This is a genomic window from Paenibacillus diazotrophicus (assembly GCF_042610465.1).
In genome coordinates this window covers 321,905-343,646 of record NZ_JBGJZN010000005.1, presented here as the reverse complement: position 1 = coordinate 343,646, position 21,742 = coordinate 321,905, and the positions used below count along the sequence as shown (strand labels likewise).

Genomic DNA, 21,742 nt, shown 5'->3' with positions numbered 1-21,742 from the left:
GCTGGTCTTGTGCATAAGAAGTACAGGAGGGATAGTCCACATCTAATAAGAGGAAGAGGATGTATAACAAAAGAAAGGATGAAGGCAATTCTTATTTTCATACAATGCATAACATTAAGCTAGGGGGAAATTTCCATACTTAGGGGGTAATATCATCTAATTTCCATTTATCACTGTATAAAAAAAGCCTGCCGCAACTCTCGCGGACAGACTTTTTGAAGGGCACAGGCGAGCCTATAACTAGATGGGATACATCAAAATCCCCGCCTGATTTGTATTTTGTTATTGACCCTGCGGTTCCTGGTGCGCTGTAAGCTTCCCGGTTAACAACCGCAATGCCTTCCCCCGGTGGCTGATGGCCTGCTTTTCTTCCAGCGTCAGCTCGGCCATAGTTTTGTCGTACTCCGCCAAGTAAAAGAGGGGATCATAACCGAAGCCGCCTGCCCCCGCCTGCTCGGAGGTAATCCAGCCTTCTGCAGTTCCCTCAGCGGTCCATTCTTTACCCGTCGAAGGGTCGTAAAGGGATAACGCACAGACGAAACGGGCCGTACTAAGCAGGGGCTGGCCTGTATCCTCGCCCTGTTTCAGCTTTTCCAGCTCATTCAGCAGCTTCAGATTATTCTCATGATCGCTGGCACCTTCACCCGCATAACGGGCGGAGTAGACTCCGGGTCTTCCTTCCAAGGCATCCACACAGAGCCCGGAGTCATCCGCCAGAACGGGTAGGCCAAGAGCATCCCCGACGGCTTGGGACTTTTTCAGCGCATTCTCGGCAAAAGTAACCCCATCCTCCACCACATCGGGCAAGTCCGGGTAATCGAACATGCTCTTAACGGTTAAGCCGAGCGGTGCAAATGCATGCTGAAACTCCCGTACCTTCCCCTTGTTCTTCGTCGCAACAATCAGAATACCGCCGCGGGAATCCATGCTACACCTCTTGGCCGGGCTGGCCGGAGGGGATTTTGAGTGCTATCGCTCCAAGCACTTCCTTCTGTACGGCAATCAATTCGTGGATTCCCTTCTCACCCAGACCCAGCAGCTGATCCAGCTCCTGGCGGGTAAAAGGACGCTCTTCGCCGGTACCCTGAACTTCAACAAAAGCTCCGCCGCCGGTCATGACTACATTCATATCGACCTTCGCTTTGGAATCCTCTTCATAGTTCAGATCAAGCAGAGTCTCATCACCGACAACCCCGACACTGATCGCTGCCAGATAGTCTGTGATTGGAAACACGCTCAGTTTATGCTGGAGCGCAATCTTGTTGATCGCAAAGGCCATAGCGACAAAAGCACCCGTAATCGAAGCTGTCCGTGTTCCGCCATCCGCTTGGATAACATCGCAGTCCAGCGTAATGCTGCGCTCGCCGAGAGCATGCAGGTTCACTACAGAACGCAGTGCGCGGCCGATCAGACGCTGAATTTCCATCGTACGCCCGGTCAGCTTGCCGCGTGCCGCTTCACGCTGATTGCGCGTCTGCGTCGCACGGGGGAGCATGGAATACTCGGCGGTTACCCAGCCTTTACCCTGTCCTTTCAGGAATGGAGGTACCTTCTCGTCCACCGTAGCGGTACAAATGACCTTGGTGTCCCCCATTTCAATGATCACGGAACCTTCCGCGTATTTATTGGTTTGAGTCGTTATTGTCAGCGGCCTTAGCTGATCTGCATTGCGCCCGTTTGATCTCATCTTTTCTGCCTCCTACATCTCTAGCTCTAAGTTTGTTGTGAATTGCATTTACAGGAAAATAACACTCCATTAGCCTCAGCGTCTGCCCTCTTACATTCTAAGCAGAAAGGGATGCCATCCCCATAAGAATCAGGACGGCATCGCCTTGAAATTCCATCTATAAGATTCGGAAAAGCCAGGCATAGATACCTGTAACGCTTACGGTAGCCGGTTCAGTAGATTTCTGACTCCCTGTAGCAGCCGTTTCTTCTTAGCAAGTTTATTCTACCAAAGAGCAGGCACAAAAGCATCTTTTGCACTTACCTTCGATTCTATAGCGGCAGCACATTCACATATTCAGGGGCCGATACCGGCTGTCCGTAGTCAACGTTATTGGTGCCGGTTACTGTTTTTTGCCCGTTCATGCGGATCTGCACCAGGGCATCGTCGGCGTTCTGCGCAACGGTAAGCACAACGGATTCCAGCATTTCCGCCGGAACTCCCTTGCCGTCCGCGAACATATCATCCTTCAGGGAAACGGTGACCACCCCGTTTTGCCCGGCTTCAACCGAGTCCAGCACTGTCTCCTGGGTCATTACCATCTCCAGCCCCTTCTGCGTCTCCGGACCGGCAATCAGCTCATTCAGCGCCGCCTTCAATGGTTCCTGTCCTGCGGGTACAAAGCGGGTAACAGGTACATAATACTGATAACTGCCGTCAGACGAAGCTGCAGAAAAGTATACCGTGACCGCGCTCGAATTCATCAGCAACGGTCCATTTTGGGGCAGGTTGATTCCGAAGGTCCGGGTTAACGGGCGGTCCAGCGGTGTGCCGAGCAGCGGCATCTCCGTAAGCTTCTTCCCGTCCACCCACAGCTGCACGCCCTGAATTCCGTCCTGTCCGGTCAGTGTCCAGGTGACCGCTTCAAGTATTTTGCGTTCATCTGCCGGTTCGTAATCATTAAACTTGGAGTTGAACTCAACCACGGCCAGCTTATCCTTATCCACGGTGATGTTCTTCACTTCCGTTCCGGCAGGAAGCACACCCTTGAAGCCCTCAGGCAATGCTGATGCATACTTCCCTTTGCTGACCAGTGCAGTGAGCGAATCCTTCAGCATGGCGGCATCCTTGCCTTCCGGCAGGCTCAGGGACACAGGGGCTAGCAGGCCATTTCCATCTTCCAGAAAGACGGTTGTCCGCTCTCCGGCTGCAGCAGCCTTAGAATTATCCGTATTTACCCCGGCCGACAGGTCAGCCCCCTCCAGCGCTACAGGTCCGAGCACTCCTGTATCCAGTGTCCCATCACCGCTGACTTGCAGCATCTGCGCTTCGACCTCACTTGGCGGCGGATCCACCGCTGCCGATTCCGAGCCGAACAGACTGCAGCCGGACAAGGTTAACGGAACTGCGAGCAGACATGCTGCGGAGAGCCCGCGGATGTGTTTCATATGTTTCATGAATGATTACCCCTTTCAACGCTTGAGATCAGTTGTACTGCTATGTATACGAGCCCTCTGCTCAAAAAATAACAACAGCTTATCCTGAATTCCCGGTTTCTGGACAATTACAGCGCAGGCAGGGTACAATTTTCTAAGCTATCCAAACTAAGACACATTTATGGGGTGACTGATCATGGCTGATGCTAATGCAAAAATACCTTACAGTCTAAACAGCAAAAAAGTCGCGGAAGCAACCAGGTTCTGGCTGCAAAAACGCGGAGTATCTTTGGAAGAGATCGCTGAGCTGGTGATGCTGCTGCAGAAGAAATATTATCCGAACCTCACGATGGAGGAATGTGTGCATAACGTAGAGATGGTGCTCAGCAAACGTGAAGTCCAGAACGCCGTTCTCACAGGTATCCAGCTGGATGTTCTGGCTGAAGAGGGCAAGCTATTCTCCCCACTGCAGGATATGATCGAAAATGATGAGAGCTTATATGGCGTCGATGAGATCCTGGCATTTTCCATTGTGAACGTATACGGGAGTATCGGCTTCACCAACTACGGCTATGTGGATAAGCTGAAACCCGGTGTGCTTGAACGGCTGAACGACAAAACTACCGGCCAAATCCACACTTATCTGGACGACATTGTGGGGGCTGTGGCTGCTGCAGCTAGCTCGCGCATCGCGCACCGGAAGCAGGCCGAACGCGAGCAGGAGCTTGGCCTACCGCATGAGCCTGAAGATCTTGAAGCCGCGTCACGGAAGACAGCGCAAGAGGGAACGCAGCCGGAATAGCGGATTGCCGATATTGGATCTGCCGACTTCGGACAGACCACCACATATGGCTGGTCTGCTCCGAATAATTGCGGGTAAGGAAGGTGAGGACAGGATGACCTATTCCTTTGTGATCAGCCCTGTGCTGGTACAGGATTTTGAGAGTGAAGATGAGCTGATCGAGCGCTGCAAGGAGTGGAATCTATTATCCACCACAGCGACCAGGGTCAAAACCTATCTGTATAAGCGGCAAGGGCTTTCTTTGCCCTGTGAAATTGTAGGTTATGTGGATCCTCAGACCGTTGTAATTCAATTCGAGAACAAGCAGCAGCACTGTATTCACCCTGCTTATCTAAAAGAAATGCAGACTGCCTCGTTCGGCTCAAGAGCAGGCGCTGTATCCGAAGCAGCGAAGACGGAGGACTCCGGAACTGATCCTGAAGAGGCCATGGTGGAAGAGCGGGCAGCAGATTCAGCAGCCGGTCCGGAAGAAATCGGAGAAGCAGAGGTCACACCTTCAATGGCTGTGAGCTCGGGGGCTGAAGAAGATGCGGGGGCTATAGCCGACGATATGCCAGAAGCTCCAAAGAAAAAGCAGGCCAAATCCTCAAAGAAGGCGGCCCTAGTTCTACCTGAAGAGAAGCTGCAGATGACGGCTGTCGTCAAAGAATTCACAACCGTACCCAATCATTTCTCCGATAACGATGATGAGGTAATCATTTACGAGGGGGTGTCTGTGGAGGGTCACGATCTTGCAATCGAAGAAGTCTGGTCCAGCCACAGCGCAACGCTAAAAAAACTGGAGCTGGCTGTCGGCGATACCGTATCCTTTGAAGCAAAGGTCGTAGCCAAGAAGCTCACGCAGCATCCAGTTAAGTACAAAATCAACAACCCTTCCAAGATGAAAAAACTAGGCTGAACGTTAAGGTGCCGGGTGGTTCAGGTGGTTCAGCCAAGAGCGCCTCGGCAACAAAGTAACCGCCTCGGGCGACTCAACAACGGCACTTCTGCCGTTGTTTCTCAAAAAGGCCAGACCACGTATACATGGGGTTCCCCCCTGTCCATACGTGGCCTGGCCTTGTTCATCTTCTGCTGCTCGTCTACGCGCAGCTTACTTCACTGCCGCGAACGTGGTTACACCGCCGGACACCGGCTGGATGACCTCCGCCCGCTCCCGGCGCACCAGCTCGGCCAGATGGGCCAACGCCTCGCTCATGGCAAACCGCATCTGGTGCGCGTTCGACACGCGACTGCGGAACAGCGCTTCGCATACCGCGAAGCCGCTGAGCGGGCCACCTTCGAGCAGAGCGGCAGTCGTATCCAGCCGCTCCTCATGATGGCGCAGCAGGCTGTCCGCCCGCTCCGTGAAACCCGCAAACGGTTTCCTGTGGCCCGGAAACGCCTGGGTCACCCGGAGACTGCGCAGCTCGCGCAGCCCCTCCATGAAGGTCAGCAGCGGCTGCGGATCGCTGCCCGGCTGCAGGCTGACATTGGGCGAAATCTGCGGCAGCACGGTGTCGCCGCACAGAATCTGCCCGCTGCCGCCGTGGTAAAAAGACAGGTGCCCCGGCGCATGCCCGCCGGTCACTAGCGGCTGCCACTCGCGATTCCCCATGTGGAACGGCTCCAGGGTATTGAGATATGTCACCTCAGGCTGAGGGGTGACCTGGGGCAGGAAGCGTTCCAAATGCTCCCTAACCCCCTGTACCCATTCCCCAGGCATGCCATTGCTGAGGAAGAACTGCGGCAGTGTGTCATTCAGAGTAGCCGCCTCTCCCCAGGTCAGCCGGGCTTCGGTATGGGCCCGTTCCGACATCCATACCTTCCCCCCGCTGCGGGACTGCAACCATCCGGAAAGACCGTAATGGTCCGGATGATGATGCGTGACCACAATATCCCGAATTCTGCCCCATGAATAGCCCAGCTCCTTCAACACATATTCCCAGGCTGCTTCTGCCTCCATTGTATGCGGCCCAGGGTCGATAACCGTAAGCTGTCCGTTCCAGTCAGGAAGAATATAGCTGTTCACCTGGCGCAGAGGCGGGTCCATCGGAACCGATACTTGAATAATCCCACCGTCCCATGAGGTCAGGACCGCCTTTGGCATACTTTCGTTGTCTCCTTCCCCTTGAGTCAAGACCGCTTTTCGCATGCTGTCATCGCCACCCTTCCCTGGGGTTAGCTCTGTCTTCCTCACGCTATCGTCGCCACCTTCTCTTCGGGTCAGGCCTGTCTTCTTCATGCTCTCATCGCCGCCTTCCCCTGGGGTTCGGTCTGTCTGCTTCACGATGCCGTCACCGGACGTACACCCGTAAATATCATCCGCCCCGAGCTCTCCGCCACATATTCATCTTCCTCATAGCTGCCATGGACAGCCTCCAGTTGAAGACCTGCGGCTGCAATCATCTCGCGGAATTTATCCAGCGGGTACAGCTTGACACGCTCATGGTACTCACGGGGGGCTCCACCGGATTTCGAGGTCAGGATGATATCCTTTTTGACATAGCCATCCTCAATCCGCCGCGACTCATCAATCAGAGTATCCCCGTCCTCACGGACGGAATGTGGAATCAGATGACGGATGACATGAGCCGGATTCAGAAAATCTATAATGAATTTGCCGCCCGGCACAAGCATACGGTGGATTTCCCGCAGTACCTCCACCTGCTCCTCATCTTCTTCAAAGTAGCCAAATGAAGTGAACAAATTCACCACAGCTTCAAAACCACCCTCAAGCGGCAGCTTCCGCATATCTGAACGTATCCAAGTCACAGCTTCGGCTCCGGTCTGCGCCCGTGCTTCGCGCAGCAGCGACTCAGACAGATCCACACCGGTAACCTTATATCCCGCCTCTGCAAGAGCCAGGGAATGGCGGCCCATCCCGCAGCACAGATCAAGCACCCTGGCCCCCTGCGGCAGCCCCAGCCATCCGATCATCCGCTCCACCTCGCGCCGCGCTCCACCGAAATCCCTGTGTCTGTAGACAATTAAGTAATCCTCACCAAAGCTCTCCTCATACCACTCACCCATGTTCCTTCTCCTCCCGCAGCAGCACCTGTACAAACCTCTCTATGTATGCTTTGCGTGTTTTCTATCCATTATTTGGTAGTCCTTATGTTCATACCTTTGCTGCTCCTCATACTCACAGGGTCTAAATACATCGCCTCATGTAACGCAATTGTACCGCCCTTTATAGCTAAACTCAAAAAAGAGTCGCCACTTCGCCATACTTCCCGCGTCATGGCAACTCCTTAGCCATTTTATATAAGTTGAACTTTTATTTCCTTACGAGTTGGCCCTAACTTCGAATATTTGCACTCTGTTCCGTTTTGATCATCTGCCGCTGCAAATAGACTCTTGCTTCATAGGGCCGAAGCTTCAGATTCATCAGATCTTCCTCTTTGGTCGGTGTATAGTTGGAGATCAGCAGCTCCAGCTTCTGTTGCCGGAATTCCTCCGGCAGCTCAAACACGGGCTCCCGCTCAAAGAAGTTCAATACCACCAGCAGCCGCTGATCCTCCAGCGTGCGGGTATACGCATAGATTTCCGGGTGCTCTTCCAGCAGCAGAGCATATTCACCGTAGACAATGACCGGATGCTTTTTTCGCAGCTGAATCAGCTTCTTGTAATAATGATAGATCGAGTCCGGGTCCTTGACCGCACGGGCTGCATTAATCTCCCGAGAATTGGAGTTCACCCGGATCCATGGCACACCTTTCGTGAATCCGCCGTCCTCTCCATCATCCCATTGCATCGGTGTGCGGGCGTTGTCCCGGCTTTTTTTATGGATAGCAGCCATGATGTCAGCTTCGGGAACGCCATTCGTGCGTTTTTCCTCATAATAATTGAGAGTCTCCACATCACGGTAATCATCAATCGACTCAAAGCCCGCATTGGTCATACCGATCTCTTCACCCTGGTAGATATATGGAGTACCCTCCAGCATATGAATAAAGGTAGCCAGCATTTTGGCCGAAGGGACGCGGTAATACATATCGTTGCCGAACCGCGATACCGAACGCGGCTGGTCATGGTTGCACAAATAATTGGCGTTCCAGCCTCTATTATGCAGGACGGTCTGCCAATTGCTGATGATCTTCTTGAGTTCCAGGAGACTCCATGGAATCGTATCCCATTTTCCACCGCCCGGAGCGGCGCAATCCAGATTCATATGCTCAAATTGAAAGGTCATATTCAGCTCGCGGCGTCCATCCCCGACATAATCCAGCGCCTGTTCCGGACCAAGCCCCGAAGTTTCACCGACCGTCATAATATCGTAGTAGTAGAGCACCTTCTCGTTCAAATTACGCAGCAGTGTGTGGACATGCTCCAGATTGGAGAACATATCATACGCCCGCACAGTCGCCGTCCCTCCCGGATTCAAAGCATCGGGAAAGCCTTCCTTCTTCACAATATGGGCGATTGCATCAAAACGGAACCCGTCAATTCCCTTCTTCAGCCACCACTGTACCATTTCATGAAGCTTGTCTATTACTGCGGGGTTCTCCCAATTCAAATCCGGCTGGAATTTGGAATACAGATGCAGATAATATTCATCCGTTTTGGGATCAAGCTCCCAGACCGAACCGCTGAAGTAGGACTCCCAGTTGTTCGGCGGACCGCCGTTTTTGCCTTTTCTCCAGATGTAATAATCCCGCTTGGGGTTATCCTTCGAGCTTCTGGATTCAATGAACCAGGGATGCTGATGGGAAGTATGGTTCAGCACCAGATCCATCATCAGCTTCATCCCCCTGGAGTGCATCTCCCGCAGCAGCAGGTCAAAATCGTCCATTGTCCCAAATTCCTTCATAATATCGCAATAATCACTGATATCATATCCGTTGTCATGGTTCGGCGATTTATAAATCGGACAGATCCAGATGACATCTACACCGAGATCCTGCAGATAATCCAGCTTGGACATAATTCCGCGCAAATCACCAATTCCGTCACCATTGCTGTCCATGAAGCTTATTGGATAAATCTGGTACACTACACTTTCTTTCCACCATTTTGGGTTCACAAGGATTCCCTCCGCTTCTGCGATTCCTGCTTGGATAAGAAATTTGTTCCGACATCAAGGCCTTCCCGGCCCATTGCGGACATATTTATATATCTTAACCACTCCAGAGGAAGGGAATAACAAATTTCTGATAAAACCTTCGCTTCAGCACATCATTTTTCGCCGGACATCTCACTTCATACTTTTCTGACTACAATAGCCCCACCATTCTCAGACCCTCAAGAATCCCGTTCTCACTGACAGGCTTGGTAACATAGCGTGCAGCAGCCTTCACTTCCTCTTCCGCATTGCCCATCGCGATACCATGACCGACAAAGCCCAGCATCTCCAGATCATTCAGCCCATCACCAAACGCATAGATGTCTTCCTTACGGACCCCGAGCGATTTCATCATTTGTGCTATCCCTCCCGCCTTCGAACCATTTCCCGGCAGCACATCCATACACACCGGATGCCAGCGTATAAAATGAAATTGCGGGTACGCCTCTTCGTATAACGCCTGATTCTCTTCCGGGCAAAAAACCAGCGCCTGATAGATCTCGTGCTGCAAAAAATATTCCGCATCATGTGCCGGAAATGCCAGCTTCAGCGAGCCGATGCTGGTTCTGATATACTCATGCTCCGCAACATTCACCTTCATGCCCAAGGCATCGATATATGCCACCGGATGATCATTTTTTTCGGCGAACAAGGTTAGATCCTGCAGTGAAGGGGTATCCAGGGGATTCCGGTACATCACTTCTCCTTCAAAAACAACATACTGCCCGTTAAGCGACACATAAGAATCAATGTCCAGCTCTTCGCGCAGATCCTCGAACATGTACGCAGCTCTGCCTGTGGCAATCGCTACATGATGGCCCCGTCTTTTCAGTTCAGCAATGGCTTCCTTCGTGGACGCGGGAATTCTCTTCTCCTCATCATAGATTGTGCCGTCAATATCAAAAAAGATTGTTTTCTTAGTCATGGCTGCTCCATTCTCCTTATCCTTGCTCTCTCTGCTTAGCATTCCTGCTCAAGATTGTAGATGCTTGCCGTGTGTATTTCAATATAGAAATCTGCGAAGCAGAAAAAAAGCAGCACTCGTCTCCTCCAAGAAGACAACCACTGCTTGCACTACCCCTTCTTCAAACCTCGTAATCATTCTTTGTTTATCTATAGCCGTACCAGGCAATACTCCTCACGCTTATACAGCATTCTGAGCCCGCTGCTGTTCCTCCATCAGCCACTGCACCAGCATATATTCCGGAACTGTGCCTTTATGGGACTCCGCGTATTCGCGTACCCGTTCCAGCAAATGCCCGGCAGTATCCGGTGTAATCACGAGGCCCCACTGGTCCAGCACATGGGATACGCCACCGGTGCCGGAATGCTTGCCCAGTACAAATTGGTGACTTCGGCCCACTTCCGCAGGATCAAACGTCTGGTACGTAGCCCTTTCCTTCATTAGCCCGTCCACATGAATTCCCGACTCATGGGTAAAAGCCAGCTGCCCGACAATCGGTTTGGCATCGCCCACACTTCGTCCGGAAGCCGCTATCACCTTGTCGGCCAGGCCTTTGAGCATATCAAATCTGATACGGCTCTCTCCGCCATACAGATGGTGCCAGGCCATAGCGACCTCCTCCATGGCTGCGTTGCCGGTCCGTTCACCAATTCCAGCCACTGTGGTGCTGGCCCAGACCGCCCCTGCGGCTACGCCGCTGAGCGTATTCGCGCATGCCAGGCCGAAATCGTTATGGCAGTGCACCTCCAGCTCGACATCGGCAGGAACCTGAGCAAGCAGCGAGCTTACCCGCTCGGCAATCTGTCCCGGATGATGCGCTGACACTGTATCCGCATAACGGAACCTGCGGATACCTTCCTTGTAAAGGGAATTCACCAGCTCAACCAGAAAACCCATATTCGCCCTGGAGGAGTCCTCCATCCCCACCGACACCGTCATCCCCAGCGACAGGGCGTATTCCGCTGCGCCCAGCAGCTTGTTCAGCCCCTCCGCCGGCGTTAGCCCCAGCTTGCCTTGAAGCTGAATCTCGGAGACGGGGATCGACACATGGCTCCAGTTGACTCCAGTGGTCCGTGCCTTGTCGATATCTCCCCGCACCGAGCGGTTCCAAGTCATCAGCTTCATGGGAAGATTCAATTCGGCAATCGCCGCAATATCCTCCTGTTCCCGTATACCCATGGCAGGAATTCCGACCTCTGCCTGTTCAACTCCGCTCTCCGACAGCAACTTTGCGATTTCCAGCTTTTCTGCCCTCGTGAATGAAACTCCAGCCGCCTGTTCCCCATCCCGCAGTGTCGTGTCACATAGCTTGAGACTTTTCACGGTGTACCTCCTTCTCCGCAGCAAGCGCAATTCGGATTACGGGAAATATGGACGCTGTAACAGGCGAAGTCGAGTGAGCTGAAGCGATGCATCACGCCCGCATAAGTTGTCCCTACCCCTGTAATCCATTTTACGGCTTCCAGCGCAGCCATACAACCCGCAATTCCGGAAGTAGCACCCAAAACTGGAAACCCAAGCGGCTCCCACTGAGGCTTCACATCTGGGTACAAGCACTCGAGGCAAGGCGTAACTCCAGGAATAACGGTGGTAAGCGAAATTTCAAAGCCGTACATTGCAGCTTCCACCATAGGTGTGCCGGTATCTACACACAGGCGGTTCAGAGCATATCTCTCCGGAAAATCATAACGCGCGTCGATCACAATATCCGCATCATGGACCCAAGGTTTGGCATGGTCATATTCAATTCTCGCATTGTAGCCTTCAATCTCGACATGCGGGTTCAGCCGCTTCAAATGGGCTATAGCTGTACTCATCCGCTCCATCCCCAGATGATCCGTGTCCATCAGAATTTGCCGGTTGAGATCAGGCGGCACAATCATTCCTTCATGGGCCAAAATAAGCTTACCGACGCCTGCTGCAGCCAAATACATGGCAGCCGTTCCTCCAAGTCCGCCAATTCCCGCCACCATGACTGCCGCTTCCTTCAGCGCCTTCTGCCCGTCTTCTCCCAGCAGCTTAAGCTGGCGGGCATAACGTTCCATCTCCAAACCACCGGCAAGCTGCTCCATTCCTGATTCCCCCTGTGACTGAACATGAATTTACGTTTGCTAGCCTTCCAGACTCAGCAAACCGTGGAATGCAGTCATTTCATTATATTTCTCCAGAAATGCAAGCCCCTCCTCGATACATTCCACTCCATAGCGGATAGTCTTCTCCTCGGAGGTGAAAGGGAACGGAGCACCGGCCCGGAGACTTTTGAGCACCAGAATCACACGCCCGGTATACAGGAGCCCTCGCCCAAAGCCTTCCACATTAATCTCTGCAGTACTTTGTACCATGGCTCCGCTCTTCTCTTCCATGACCCCGGCGATCGCCTGGAACAGAACCGGAACCTGCTGGCGCACCTTCGGCGATACCGCACAGTTGAATTCGGATTTATCCCTGTCCTCGGCCGAAGCCAGAAACAGCTTGGTGATCTTCTCCTGCGGGGACAGTGAAGCATGACGGCCGAAGAAGTCGGCTGTATCCAAAAGATGACATAACCGGCGGACAAAAGCATCCGCCATCTCCTGATCCAGTTCTTTTACAGCCTTGCGGCGGCGGGGTTTAACCGTAGCCAGCCCTCTCTCTTCACGGAATAGCCCAGCTTGAGACGGCATCTCCTTATTAGCCAGCGGTTCCATTTGCTTCCTCCCCTTCCCCTATGCCTTCCTCTTCGGAACGCAGGACTTTGGCCAGCCACATCGGTGGCTTACCCTGAAGCATCTCAACCAGACGTTTCACCTGCTCGTCAATCGGGCTGCCGAATGGAACCTTGACCGGCATAATCTTGCGGCGGGTCACCCGCGCGGCGGCCGAGGCACCAATCTGCATCATGAAAATCAAGGTACAATCTTCTATCGTCACCAGGCGGCTGTCAATTTTGCCGGCTTCATCCTGATTGAGAAGAACCGGCACCTTGCGGAGCTCTACCAGTGCACCACCATTTTTGGTCACATTATATACGGCGAACATAGGACTTTGCCCGAAATGGGCATTGACTCGGGTACCATCATCTGTGGCGAATGCTACTTTCACGGTGTTCAGCCTCCCTCTGCATTAACAGATTCCCTGCTTTATTACTCCACTCCATGGCACCCCTGTATCCTACAGAGACTGACATATAGGCACCCAGCTCGTTCCATACCGGAAACCCTGCCGGCATAAATGCAGCACCGATCCGCTGTGCTCCGGCAATGCCGTGCGAATTGCTGATCCATAGATCAGCACCTTTGCCCAGCACCTCAGCATCGTCCAGATCCCCTACCCATACCTCACACTCCATCCCTGCAATCAGCGGGGTTTCATAAGAGGCAATCCGTGCTTTCTGCTCCACACCCAGCTCCTCAAGCCATCCGGAGATTGAGTACAGGTGGTCTGGCTCCAGCGAAGCCACAGCGGACATTCCAGCGAACTGGAAATGCGCGTCAAGCATACTATCGAGCAGATTCTCCCGCTGCCAGCAATACCGTAGCGGTACCGGTTCTCCGCTGATCTGATGCAGAAAATGCAGCAGTTCATCAGAAGCCTTAAGCCCCATAGCGCGTTCGAATACCTTGTACGGCGTACCGAGCGCATTATGGAGTCTCCTTGCCGGTCGCTCCATACTGCCGCCAATAGCGATCGTTAGCCCGGACTGCAGGCTCTGCAGCATGGAATCCAGTGGTACACCGCCACGGGTCAGCGGGGAGAACCCGGTCAGCAAATGCCCTGACAAGGAGGTTGAGATATCGGGTAGCGCAATAACCTCGAACCCGAAGGAAGATATCATCTCCTTCAGTTCCATTACATCTGCAGGGGTCAAAAATGAGCCGGGCAGCAGGGTAATCTGCCGGGTATTAACGCTCCGCGGGACCTTATGCCCTACCTGCTGGATCATCTCATCGATCATGGATTCCACGGTAGCGCTGAAGCCGGATTCAAGTGAACCGCGGAAATCAGGCAATACCACGGAGAAAGCAAGCCCACCGCGCATATTCCGTTCCCGTTTGTAAGACTTGAGCATGCTCTGATAATCCACTCCGGCGACATCGGTCAATTCTGTTCCGATGATCCCGACAATGTCAGGCCGGTGCTTGCTAAGCACCAAGTTCAGAGCCTCCTCCAGGTTGCGGTTGGCGTCAAAGATCACATCCATCTCCTGCAGCGCGGAGGTCTGCACGGCGATCGGTTCGCGAAAGTGGCGGGTCAGCAGCGCCTTCGGAAAAGCAGAGCAGCCTTGCGAACCGTGTATTATCGGCATGGCGCGGTAACAGCCCTGCAGTGCCAGCACGGCACCGAGCGACTGGCCGATCTTGATCGGATTGACCGAAGCCGGTTTCTTTCTTCTGTTAACAGTCATAGGGAGGCGCCTCCTTATCCCATGGAGCCGGACTTGCTGCCAGCTTCCAGATCGGATTAGCCAGGGAATAAGCCAGCTCCTTGGCAAGCCGCAGGAGTCCTTCATATCCCGCATATGCCTTATGTCTCTCCTGATTAATATCAATGAACGGAATCTGTTCCTTCATGGCTACATACATGTTGCGGCCGCCTGCGATCATAATATCCGCTTTGCGTTCCCGAACCGTTTTGAGGATGCGGCTGGCTCCGCCTTCCGGAATATATTCGGTATCATCCCCCACACGATCGGCAATCCGCCGGACGTCATCCTCCGTGCTTTTGTTCGTACCCACGCCTACTACTTGAACACCAAGCTCTTTTAGTGCAGAAATAACCGACCAGCTTTTAACGCCGCCGGTATAGAGCACCGCCTTTTTTCCTTTCAAGATCTTACGGTAAGGACGCAATTCCTGGATGAGACGGGCCTCTTCACGTTCGGTCAGGCGGTCTACCCGGCGTTCCATTTCGCGGTCATTCATCAAATAAGCCATTTGCCTTAGCGAATAGGTCGTTTCCTTGGCACCATAGAAGGAGCCCTCGAAATAAGGAATATCGTATCTCGACTCCATCTCCTTGGCGAGTCCCAGCAAGGCGCGGCTGCAGACAACCATGTTCACCTTCGCCCGATGCGCCCAGGTAATCTCCTTATAGCGGGCATCTCCTGTAATACGTGAGGTTACCGAAATACCGGCACTGCTCATCAGCTTCTCGATATCCCACATCTCGCCTGCGATATTGTACTCCCCTATAAGATTAATGCCCATAGACATTCCAGGGTCCGGTTCCCCGTTGCCGATCACGTACTGCAGCAGCGCATCTCCGGCGAGACGGTTGCCGAGATTCTTGCTGCCGACAAACCCTGGACTGTTCACAGGGATGACCGGTATACCGAGCCGTTCTGAAGCCGCCTTGCAGACGGCATCCATGTCTTCACCGGTCAGAGCAGTCACACAGGTTGAATATACAAATATTGCCGGAGGCGCAAAGCGCCCGGCAATATAGTCAATACTATCCTTCAGTTTCTTTTCTCCGCCAAAAATAATATCGGAATCGGTTAGATCCGTAGCAAAGCCATATTGAGACATTGAGGGTCCGCTGGACAGGGTTCCCCTGCTCTCCCAGCTGTTCCCGGCGCAAGCAATCGGACCATGAACAAGATGTGCGGCGTCCATTATCGGCAGCAAAGTAATTTGGGCCCCGTCAAAGGAGCAGCCTCCAGCCGCTTCACCCGGTTTGGGCCGTGGACAGGGCTTTACTTTCGGGGCTAGGCTCCCGCAAGCCTCGGAGTCAAATTCGTTTTTTCGAACAGGTTCCATGGCTCTTCATCTCCTTCGCTAAAGTCGCTGGCTTCACGTAAACCCCGGCTGTTGTACATTATTGCAAAATTCCCGGCCTGCCCCGCCCCCATAGATGGCTGAAATAATCTCTTCGCCAAATGCCAGGAACCAGGGAACGCCGGGTGGAATTATCTGTACGTTTATTTTATAAGAATGGATTACCGGACCAGATCATAGTTAAAGCCGGAGTTGTTACGGTCAAGCTCATCCAGTACAGTATTCACAATCAGGCTAAGCAGGTTCAGAGTCCCCTGATAACCGATAATCGGATAACGGTGCATGTGATGACGGTCGAGAATCGGGAATCCTACCCGGATTAGCGGCACACCTGCATCCTTGGCGGCAAACTTCAGATGCGAGCTGCCGATAGCCAGATCAACCGGATCATTCAAGAGCAGTGAGCGCATATGCCAGAGGTCATTGCCGATGTACAGGGTAGCTTCCGAACCATAGGGGCTTGAATCCAGAAGCGCCTGGACTTCGTCCTTGAACTTCACTTCATTGAAATCCACATCACCGTTCGAGCACACGATATGCACGGGTTCCATGCCCACTTCGAGGCAGAATCCAATCAGTCCGATCAACAGATCAGGATCGCCTACGAGTGCAACCCGTTTGCCATGCAGGTAAGGATGACTGTCCGTCAAGGCATCTACCACACGGCCCCGTTCTTCGGTAAGTGAAGCCGGAATCGGAAGACCTGTCAGTTCGCTGATTGCTTCCAGCAGCTTATCGGTACCGGTGATTCCCAGAGGCGTAGACATTGCCGTGATCTGCTGGTTCCAGGTTCCGCTGATGAAGTCCTGGGTCTTCTTCAGTGTATATTTCTGAAGAGACAGCGAGCCTAGTGCATTGGCTGCTAAAGGCACATCAGCAAGCTTTGTACCCCCGTAATAATATTCATACTCGCCAGTTGCAGGAGAGTCATAGTTACCGCTGTGATCTCCAAGGATCGTATATTTGGTATCGAAGGCATCAAGGATTTTGCGGATTTCCGCAAAGTTGCCGGTGTAAGGCTCAAAACCCAGCATTACATTCAGCTTCTCCCCTGACTCTTCCCCGCTTCCAGGGTTAGCCTTCATTCCGGAGCGTTCATACAGGTAGCTCAATATCCCCTTCAGCATGGAATCATAGCCCGTGATATGCGAGCCCACAAAGCTCGGTGTATTACAAAAGGCTACAGGGAATTCTTCCGTGATCACCCCTTTAATGCGGGCATTGCCGATAAAAGAGGAAAGATCATCTCCGATGACTTCAGCCATACAAGTTGTACAGAGGGCTACCATCTCCGGTTTGTAAAGGGCAATACTGTTCTCCAATCCGTCGATCAGATTGTTCATACCGCCGAACACTGCGGCGTCCTCAGTCATCGAAGAAGAAACCGCAGGCGTAGGTTCCTTGAAGTGGCGGCTGAGATGGCTGCGGAAATACGAGTTGCAGCCCTGCGATCCATGAACGAAAGGCAGTGTCTTCTCGAATCCGAGTGCGGCCATTACTGAACCTAGCGGCTGGCAGGCTTTATGCGGATTGATGACCACAGCTTTGCGGTCAAAGTTCTTTTCCATATATTCAGCGGATTTGGAATAGGCGAGTGCTTCTGCCGTATCCTGGTCGCTGCAGGGAGCCTCGAATTGTTTTTTGTTTTCCCGCTGCTGCACGTAGCGTTCTTCCGAGAACAAGGAGTTATAGTCCGGGAGAATCAGTCTGTCCTTACTCATACGCCCGCCCCCTCTTTTTGCACTTTTTCCTTCTTGGTGATCAGATTCCATACTGGACTGTTCACCGTCATATCCATATCTTTGGCAAAAATCTTAAACCCGTCAAATCCATGATACGGGCCGCTGTAATCCCAGGAATGCATTTGGCGGAAGGGTACGCCCATCTTGTGATACACATACTTTTCCTTGACGCCCGAGCCTACCAGATCGACATTCAGTTTCTGAGCGAGCTCTTCCAGCTCATATGCAGTCGGGTCATCCATAATGATGGTTCCTTCCTTCATCATCGGGAAAGTCTTTTCATAGTCGTCCTTATGGGCAAACTCATAACCGGAAGCTACAATATCCATGCCCAGATCTTCATAAGCGCCTATCGTATGGCGGGAACGCAGGCCGCCGATCATCAGCAGAACCTTTTTACTCTCCAGCCGCGGTCTGAATTTCTTGATGATTTTATCCATTTCCGGTTGGTGTCTGGCGATCATCTTCTCGCAATTTTCCTGGATCGTCTCATCGAACCGGGCTGCGATCGCACGAAGGCTCTCATACGTCTTGGTTGGACCGAAGAAATTGTACTCCATCCACGGAATATCGTAGGCCTTCTCCATATGCTCTACCATATAGTTCATCGAGCGGTGGCAGTGGATCAGGTTCAGCTTAGCCTTATGGGCAATTTCCAGTTCATTCAGAGTACCGTCGCCAGACCACTGGGCAATAACGCGCAGGCCCATTTCCTCCAGTAGAATCCGGGAAGCCCATGCATCACCGCCGATATTATAATCGCCGATAATATTAACATCGTATGGGCCGGTTTCTGCCAGTTCGGCTTTGCCGAGTACGAAATCGCGGATGGCATCATTGGCAATATGATGACCCAGCGATTGGCTGACGCCGCGGAATCCTTCACAGCGCACCGGAACAATCGGCATCTCCAGCTCTTTGGACATTTTTTTGGATACTGCTTCAATATCGTCACCGATCAGACCCACTGGACATTCGGATTGTACGGAGATCCCTTTGGCAAGAGGGAACATTTCCGTGATCTCGCGCATAATGACTTCCAGTTTCTTATCACCGCCGAAGACGATATCCGTCTCCTGGAAATCACTAGTGATCTGCATAGCCGTAAAATTATCGATTCCCAGCGTCCCGTTGGCATAGTTGCGGCGTGTACCCCAGCTGTACTGTCCGCAGCCGATGGGACCGTGGCTGATATGCACCATATCCTTGATAGGGCCCCATACCACACCTTTGGAGCCAGCATAGGAGCATCCGCGGGGCGTCATTACACCCGGACGGGATTTAATATTAGATTTCAGGGCACAGGTGCCACAGGATTGCGCTTCTTCGGTATTAATCTGAAAATGCTTTTCGCGGTCTTTCTTCGCCTTTTTGGGATAGGCTTCCAGAACCTCTTCTACGATTTGCTTATTCTCTTCGATATTCAGTCCCATTTATTGACCCTCCTTTTCGTGGTGCAGGACGCTTAAGCCGCCTGCGTGGCCATTAGCCACTGAAAGTTCATCCGGTGAAGGCCGTCTCTCCACTCCCGTTCACCGGATGACCGGGTATTCACGGCTTGGCAGTCTTATTGACCGGAAGCTTGCAGCTTCTTGATTGCTGCTTCTTCATCTTCGATGATACCGAATTCCATCAGCAGTTCTTCCAGCTCTTCCATGGAAATTGGAGTAGGGATCGTCAGCATTTTGTTGTTGAGGATTTTTTCAGCCAGGATCTCATATTCTTTGGCTTGTTGATGAGCAGGGTTGTATTGGGCTACTGTCATTCTGCGCAGTTCGGCATGTTGAACGATGTTATCACGGGGAACGAAGTGAATCATTTGCGTGTTCAGGCGACGGGCAAGCTCCATGATCAGTTCATCTTCACGGTCAGTGTTGCGGCTGTTGCAGATCAGTCCGCCCAGTCTCACACCGCCGCTAGTTGCATATTTGAGGATACCGCGTGCAATGTTGTTGGCAGCGTACATAGCCATCATCTCACCGGAACACACGATGTAGATCTCTTGTGCCTTGCCTTCGCGGATTGGCATTGCGAAACCGCCGCATACCACGTCGCCAAGTACGTCATAGGATACAAAGTCCAGATCCTGATACGCGCCTTCCTGCTCCAGGAAGTTGATGGCGGTAATAATACCGCGTCCTGCGCAGCCTACACCCGGTTCAGGTCCGCCGCACTCTACGTTAATGATGTCGCCAAAGCCGGTCTGCAGCACATCTTCGAGTTCCAGATCTTCTACCGAACCCAGTTCAGCTGCCAGTTCCAGTACGGAGTTCTGTGCTTTGGTGTTCAGAATCAGGCGGGTGGAGTCTGCCTTAGGGTCACAGCCTACAATCATAATTCTTTGTTTGAATTTGGTTGCCAATTGGGCCAAAGTATTTTGGGAAGTTGTGGATTTACCGATACCGCCTTTACCGTAAAAAGCTATTTGTCTCATCATTCATCATCCCTTCGAAATGTTTATATTTTCAAAATAAGAGCTGTACTTCACACTTTCGAGAATCGCTTCCTGTATTCCACCTTTGCGGACGAGCGGCAAGACTCCGATTTGGTTCAGTCTGGCACGAGGGCCATCACCGATGCCGGAGCAGAGAAGTATGCGGCAATCCCTTAGAATGGATATGATTTCTTGCAGCGTGGCGGCTTTATCACCGTTGCAGTCTGCTGTGCCTTGGCAGTACGCCTGTATCTTGCGTACACCGAGCAGCTGTATATCTGCTCCGTCGGTATCGTAGACTAGGAACTCCGTCGCATGCCCAAAATGCTGATTGACCTTGTCGCCGCCTCTGGTAGCAACTGCGACCCTGATCTTCGGAGCATTCTGCTGCAGACGTCTGGCCTGTTTGGCCTGGACCCGCTCGCGGATCTTCGCATCAAGCTCTCCTTGGAACAACGCTCTGGCCTCCTGGTTGATCACCGGATCAGCTTCCATCCCTTCAAGGGGGAAATCCTGATTGCGGTCCTGGCCCAGCAGCCCGATAGCATCGGCACGGCATTGCCGGCAGTGGCGCATCACCTTCATGCCATCACGGCCAAGAAGCTCCTGCAGATTGTGCAGCTCCTTCGGACGGGGCGCTTTGCGGCCATCCAATTCGTACTGGCTGCCCGGTGCGATAATAAGCGGTGTAACGTTGTGCAGTGTAGCCCCGAGCTCTTTTACTCTTTGGGACACTGCGGGTAAATGATGATCGTTGACCCCAGGAATCATAATGGAATTAACTTTGACGAGAATCCCCAGCTGAGCCAGCAGTTCAAGACCCATCAGCTGACGGCTGATCAGCAGCTCCGCTGCCGCCCTTCCTTCGTAACGCACGCCTTCGTCGAATACCCAAGAATAAATCTCTTGTGCGACATCAGGGTCAATGGCATTAATGGTGATAGTGACATGGCGGATGCCAAGCTCCATAATCTCATCGATATGCCGGTACAGCGTCAATCCGTTGGTGCTGAGGCAAAGGGAAACATCCGGCACGTACTCCTTAACCCGGGCAAAAGTATCGAACGTCTGCTCAGGATTCGCCAGCGGATCACCCGGCCCGGCGATGCCGACAACCGAAAGCTGCATGAGCTGAGCCGCTACTCCCTTTACTTTGCGTTCTGCCTGTTCCGGGGTAAGCACCTCACTGACCACTCCAGGCCTGCTCTCATTCACGCAGTCAAACTTGCGGTTGCAGTAATTGCACTGGATGTTACAGGCGGGAGCTACCGGAATATGCATCCTGGCGTAAAACCGATGGGCTTCCTCGCTGTAGCAAGGGTGGCGGCTAATCTCCTCCTCTGCTTCCTTTGATATGCACGACGACGGCAGCATCATTTCCCACCTCCTAAAAGTTTTACGAGCATTGTCTTCACTGATTTGGCTTCGAGTAAAACTCGCTTCGTAAGCATCTGCTTAAGTACTAGTAGAGAGTTTGGCCGGCTGAGTTAAATGAATTTATGTTATGTTTCCTGACCCGAACTCGCTTGACTGCTTTAATTAGTCTCATCATATTTTCATTCCTATACATCGTCAATTAGGTTTAGGCTTAAAAAGCCCTTATTTTCCTTATGTTTGCAGTTTCGTCATACCGTATGTTAGCTTATCTAACTTATATGTATCATGTGTCCGTTTCCATTACAATCGTTTTCTATTGATATTTATTCTCACCAGCATTGACAATGCCTCTCAAGTCGTATATGATACTTTTAAGTCAAACACGCAACCAATAAAATTTAATATATCCCGTAAAGGGGAGTAGCTGTTAGATAAAATCGTCAATACGAGAACGTGAGGATGTTCTCCGGTTTTATCGGCAATGAACTATTGTTAGCGAGACCTTTACCAATCAGGTTAGTCCT

19 protein-coding genes are annotated in these 21,742 nt (G+C 52.3%); 2 read left to right on the top strand and 17 right to left on the bottom strand.

Annotated elements, in window-relative coordinates; all coding sequences use genetic code 11:
* Positions 1-282: 282 nt before the first annotated feature.
* The 3 genes from ACAN54_RS20535 to ACAN54_RS20525 form a co-directional block, all read right to left on the bottom strand.
* Positions 283-927, bottom strand: a complete 645-nt coding sequence (locus ACAN54_RS20535) for an XTP/dITP diphosphatase (protein WP_379159629.1) — start codon at positions 925-927, stop codon at positions 283-285.
* Between the two features lies 1 nt (position 928).
* Positions 929-1,687, bottom strand: coding sequence for a ribonuclease PH (gene rph, locus ACAN54_RS20530; protein ID WP_379159626.1), 759 nt, complete (start codon positions 1,685-1,687; stop codon positions 929-931).
* 311 nt (positions 1,688-1,998) lie between these two features.
* Positions 1,999-3,123 carry a GerMN domain-containing protein gene (locus ACAN54_RS20525; protein WP_379159623.1) on the bottom strand — a complete coding sequence of 375 codons (1,125 nt, stop codon included), beginning with the start codon at positions 3,121-3,123 and terminating at the stop codon, positions 1,999-2,001.
* 175 nt (positions 3,124-3,298) lie between these two features.
* Here ACAN54_RS20525 and ACAN54_RS20520 point away from each other — a divergent pair, with 175 nt between their 5' ends.
* Both ACAN54_RS20520 and ACAN54_RS20515 read left to right on the top strand, forming a co-directional pair.
* On the top strand, positions 3,299-3,904 hold the full coding sequence (locus ACAN54_RS20520; RefSeq protein WP_379159620.1) for a phosphatidylglycerophosphatase A family protein: 606 nt from the start codon (positions 3,299-3,301) through the stop codon (positions 3,902-3,904).
* Positions 3,905-3,998: 94 nt separating this feature from the next.
* The gene (locus ACAN54_RS20515; RefSeq protein WP_379159886.1) at positions 3,999-4,802 is read left to right on the top strand and encodes a hypothetical protein; all 804 of its coding nucleotides are present in this window, start codon (positions 3,999-4,001) and stop codon (positions 4,800-4,802) included.
* Positions 4,803-4,994: 192 nt separating this feature from the next.
* On the opposite strand, the gene ACAN54_RS20510 is transcribed toward ACAN54_RS20515, so the two are convergent.
* The 14 genes from ACAN54_RS20510 to nifB form a co-directional block, all read right to left on the bottom strand.
* Positions 4,995-6,170 carry an MBL fold metallo-hydrolase gene (locus tag ACAN54_RS20510; protein ID WP_379159617.1) on the bottom strand — a complete coding sequence of 392 codons (1,176 nt, stop codon included), beginning with the start codon at positions 6,168-6,170 and terminating at the stop codon, positions 4,995-4,997.
* Positions 6,167-6,913, bottom strand: a complete 747-nt coding sequence (locus ACAN54_RS20505; protein ID WP_379159614.1) for a class I SAM-dependent methyltransferase — start codon at positions 6,911-6,913, stop codon at positions 6,167-6,169. Before ACAN54_RS20505 ends, ACAN54_RS20510 begins: the two co-directional genes overlap by 4 nt.
* A 268-nt stretch (positions 6,914-7,181) precedes the next feature.
* The gene (locus ACAN54_RS20500; protein ID WP_379159610.1) at positions 7,182-8,906 is read right to left on the bottom strand and encodes a glycoside hydrolase family 13 protein; all 1,725 of its coding nucleotides are present in this window, start codon (positions 8,904-8,906) and stop codon (positions 7,182-7,184) included.
* 190 nt (positions 8,907-9,096) lie between these two features.
* Positions 9,097-9,870 carry a Cof-type HAD-IIB family hydrolase gene (locus tag ACAN54_RS20495; RefSeq protein ID WP_379159607.1) on the bottom strand — a complete coding sequence of 258 codons (774 nt, stop codon included), beginning with the start codon at positions 9,868-9,870 and terminating at the stop codon, positions 9,097-9,099.
* Between the two features lie 219 nt (positions 9,871-10,089).
* Entirely contained in the window at positions 10,090-11,232 is a 1,143-nt protein-coding gene (locus ACAN54_RS20490; protein WP_379159605.1) for a homocitrate synthase/isopropylmalate synthase family protein, read from the bottom strand.
* Positions 11,229-11,981 carry a HesA/MoeB/ThiF family protein gene (locus ACAN54_RS20485; protein WP_379159602.1) on the bottom strand — a complete coding sequence of 251 codons (753 nt, stop codon included), beginning with the start codon at positions 11,979-11,981 and terminating at the stop codon, positions 11,229-11,231. The genes ACAN54_RS20490 and ACAN54_RS20485 overlap by 4 nt, the downstream gene beginning before the upstream one ends.
* A 39-nt stretch (positions 11,982-12,020) precedes the next feature.
* Positions 12,021-12,596, bottom strand: a complete 576-nt coding sequence (locus ACAN54_RS20480) for a DUF269 domain-containing protein (RefSeq protein WP_379159599.1) — start codon at positions 12,594-12,596, stop codon at positions 12,021-12,023.
* Positions 12,580-12,990 (bottom strand): nitrogen fixation protein NifX, encoded by a 411-nt coding sequence (nifX, locus tag ACAN54_RS20475; protein WP_379159596.1) that lies wholly within the window; start codon positions 12,988-12,990, stop codon positions 12,580-12,582. The genes ACAN54_RS20480 and nifX overlap by 17 nt, the downstream gene beginning before the upstream one ends.
* Entirely contained in the window at positions 12,965-14,293 is a 1,329-nt protein-coding gene (gene nifN / locus ACAN54_RS20470) for a nitrogenase iron-molybdenum cofactor biosynthesis protein NifN (RefSeq protein WP_379159593.1), read from the bottom strand. Before nifN ends, nifX begins: the two co-directional genes overlap by 26 nt.
* A complete protein-coding gene (gene nifE / locus ACAN54_RS20465) occupies positions 14,283-15,647 on the bottom strand; it encodes a nitrogenase iron-molybdenum cofactor biosynthesis protein NifE (protein ID WP_379159590.1) in 1,365 nt (454 codons plus the stop codon). Before nifE ends, nifN begins: the two co-directional genes overlap by 11 nt.
* A gap of 179 nt (positions 15,648-15,826) precedes the next feature.
* On the bottom strand, positions 15,827-17,386 hold the full coding sequence (gene nifK, locus ACAN54_RS20460; protein ID WP_379159587.1) for a nitrogenase molybdenum-iron protein subunit beta: 1,560 nt from the start codon (positions 17,384-17,386) through the stop codon (positions 15,827-15,829).
* Positions 17,383-18,840 (bottom strand): nitrogenase molybdenum-iron protein alpha chain, encoded by a 1,458-nt coding sequence (gene nifD / locus ACAN54_RS20455; protein WP_379159583.1) that lies wholly within the window; start codon positions 18,838-18,840, stop codon positions 17,383-17,385. Before nifD ends, nifK begins: the two co-directional genes overlap by 4 nt.
* 134 nt (positions 18,841-18,974) lie before the next feature.
* Positions 18,975-19,841 carry a nitrogenase iron protein gene (gene nifH / locus ACAN54_RS20450; RefSeq protein WP_074084154.1) on the bottom strand — a complete coding sequence of 289 codons (867 nt, stop codon included), beginning with the start codon at positions 19,839-19,841 and terminating at the stop codon, positions 18,975-18,977.
* Positions 19,842-19,847: 6 nt separating this feature from the next.
* Positions 19,848-21,215 (bottom strand): nitrogenase cofactor biosynthesis protein NifB, encoded by a 1,368-nt coding sequence (gene nifB, locus ACAN54_RS20445; RefSeq protein ID WP_379159579.1) that lies wholly within the window; start codon positions 21,213-21,215, stop codon positions 19,848-19,850.
* Positions 21,216-21,742: the final 527 nt, after the last annotated feature.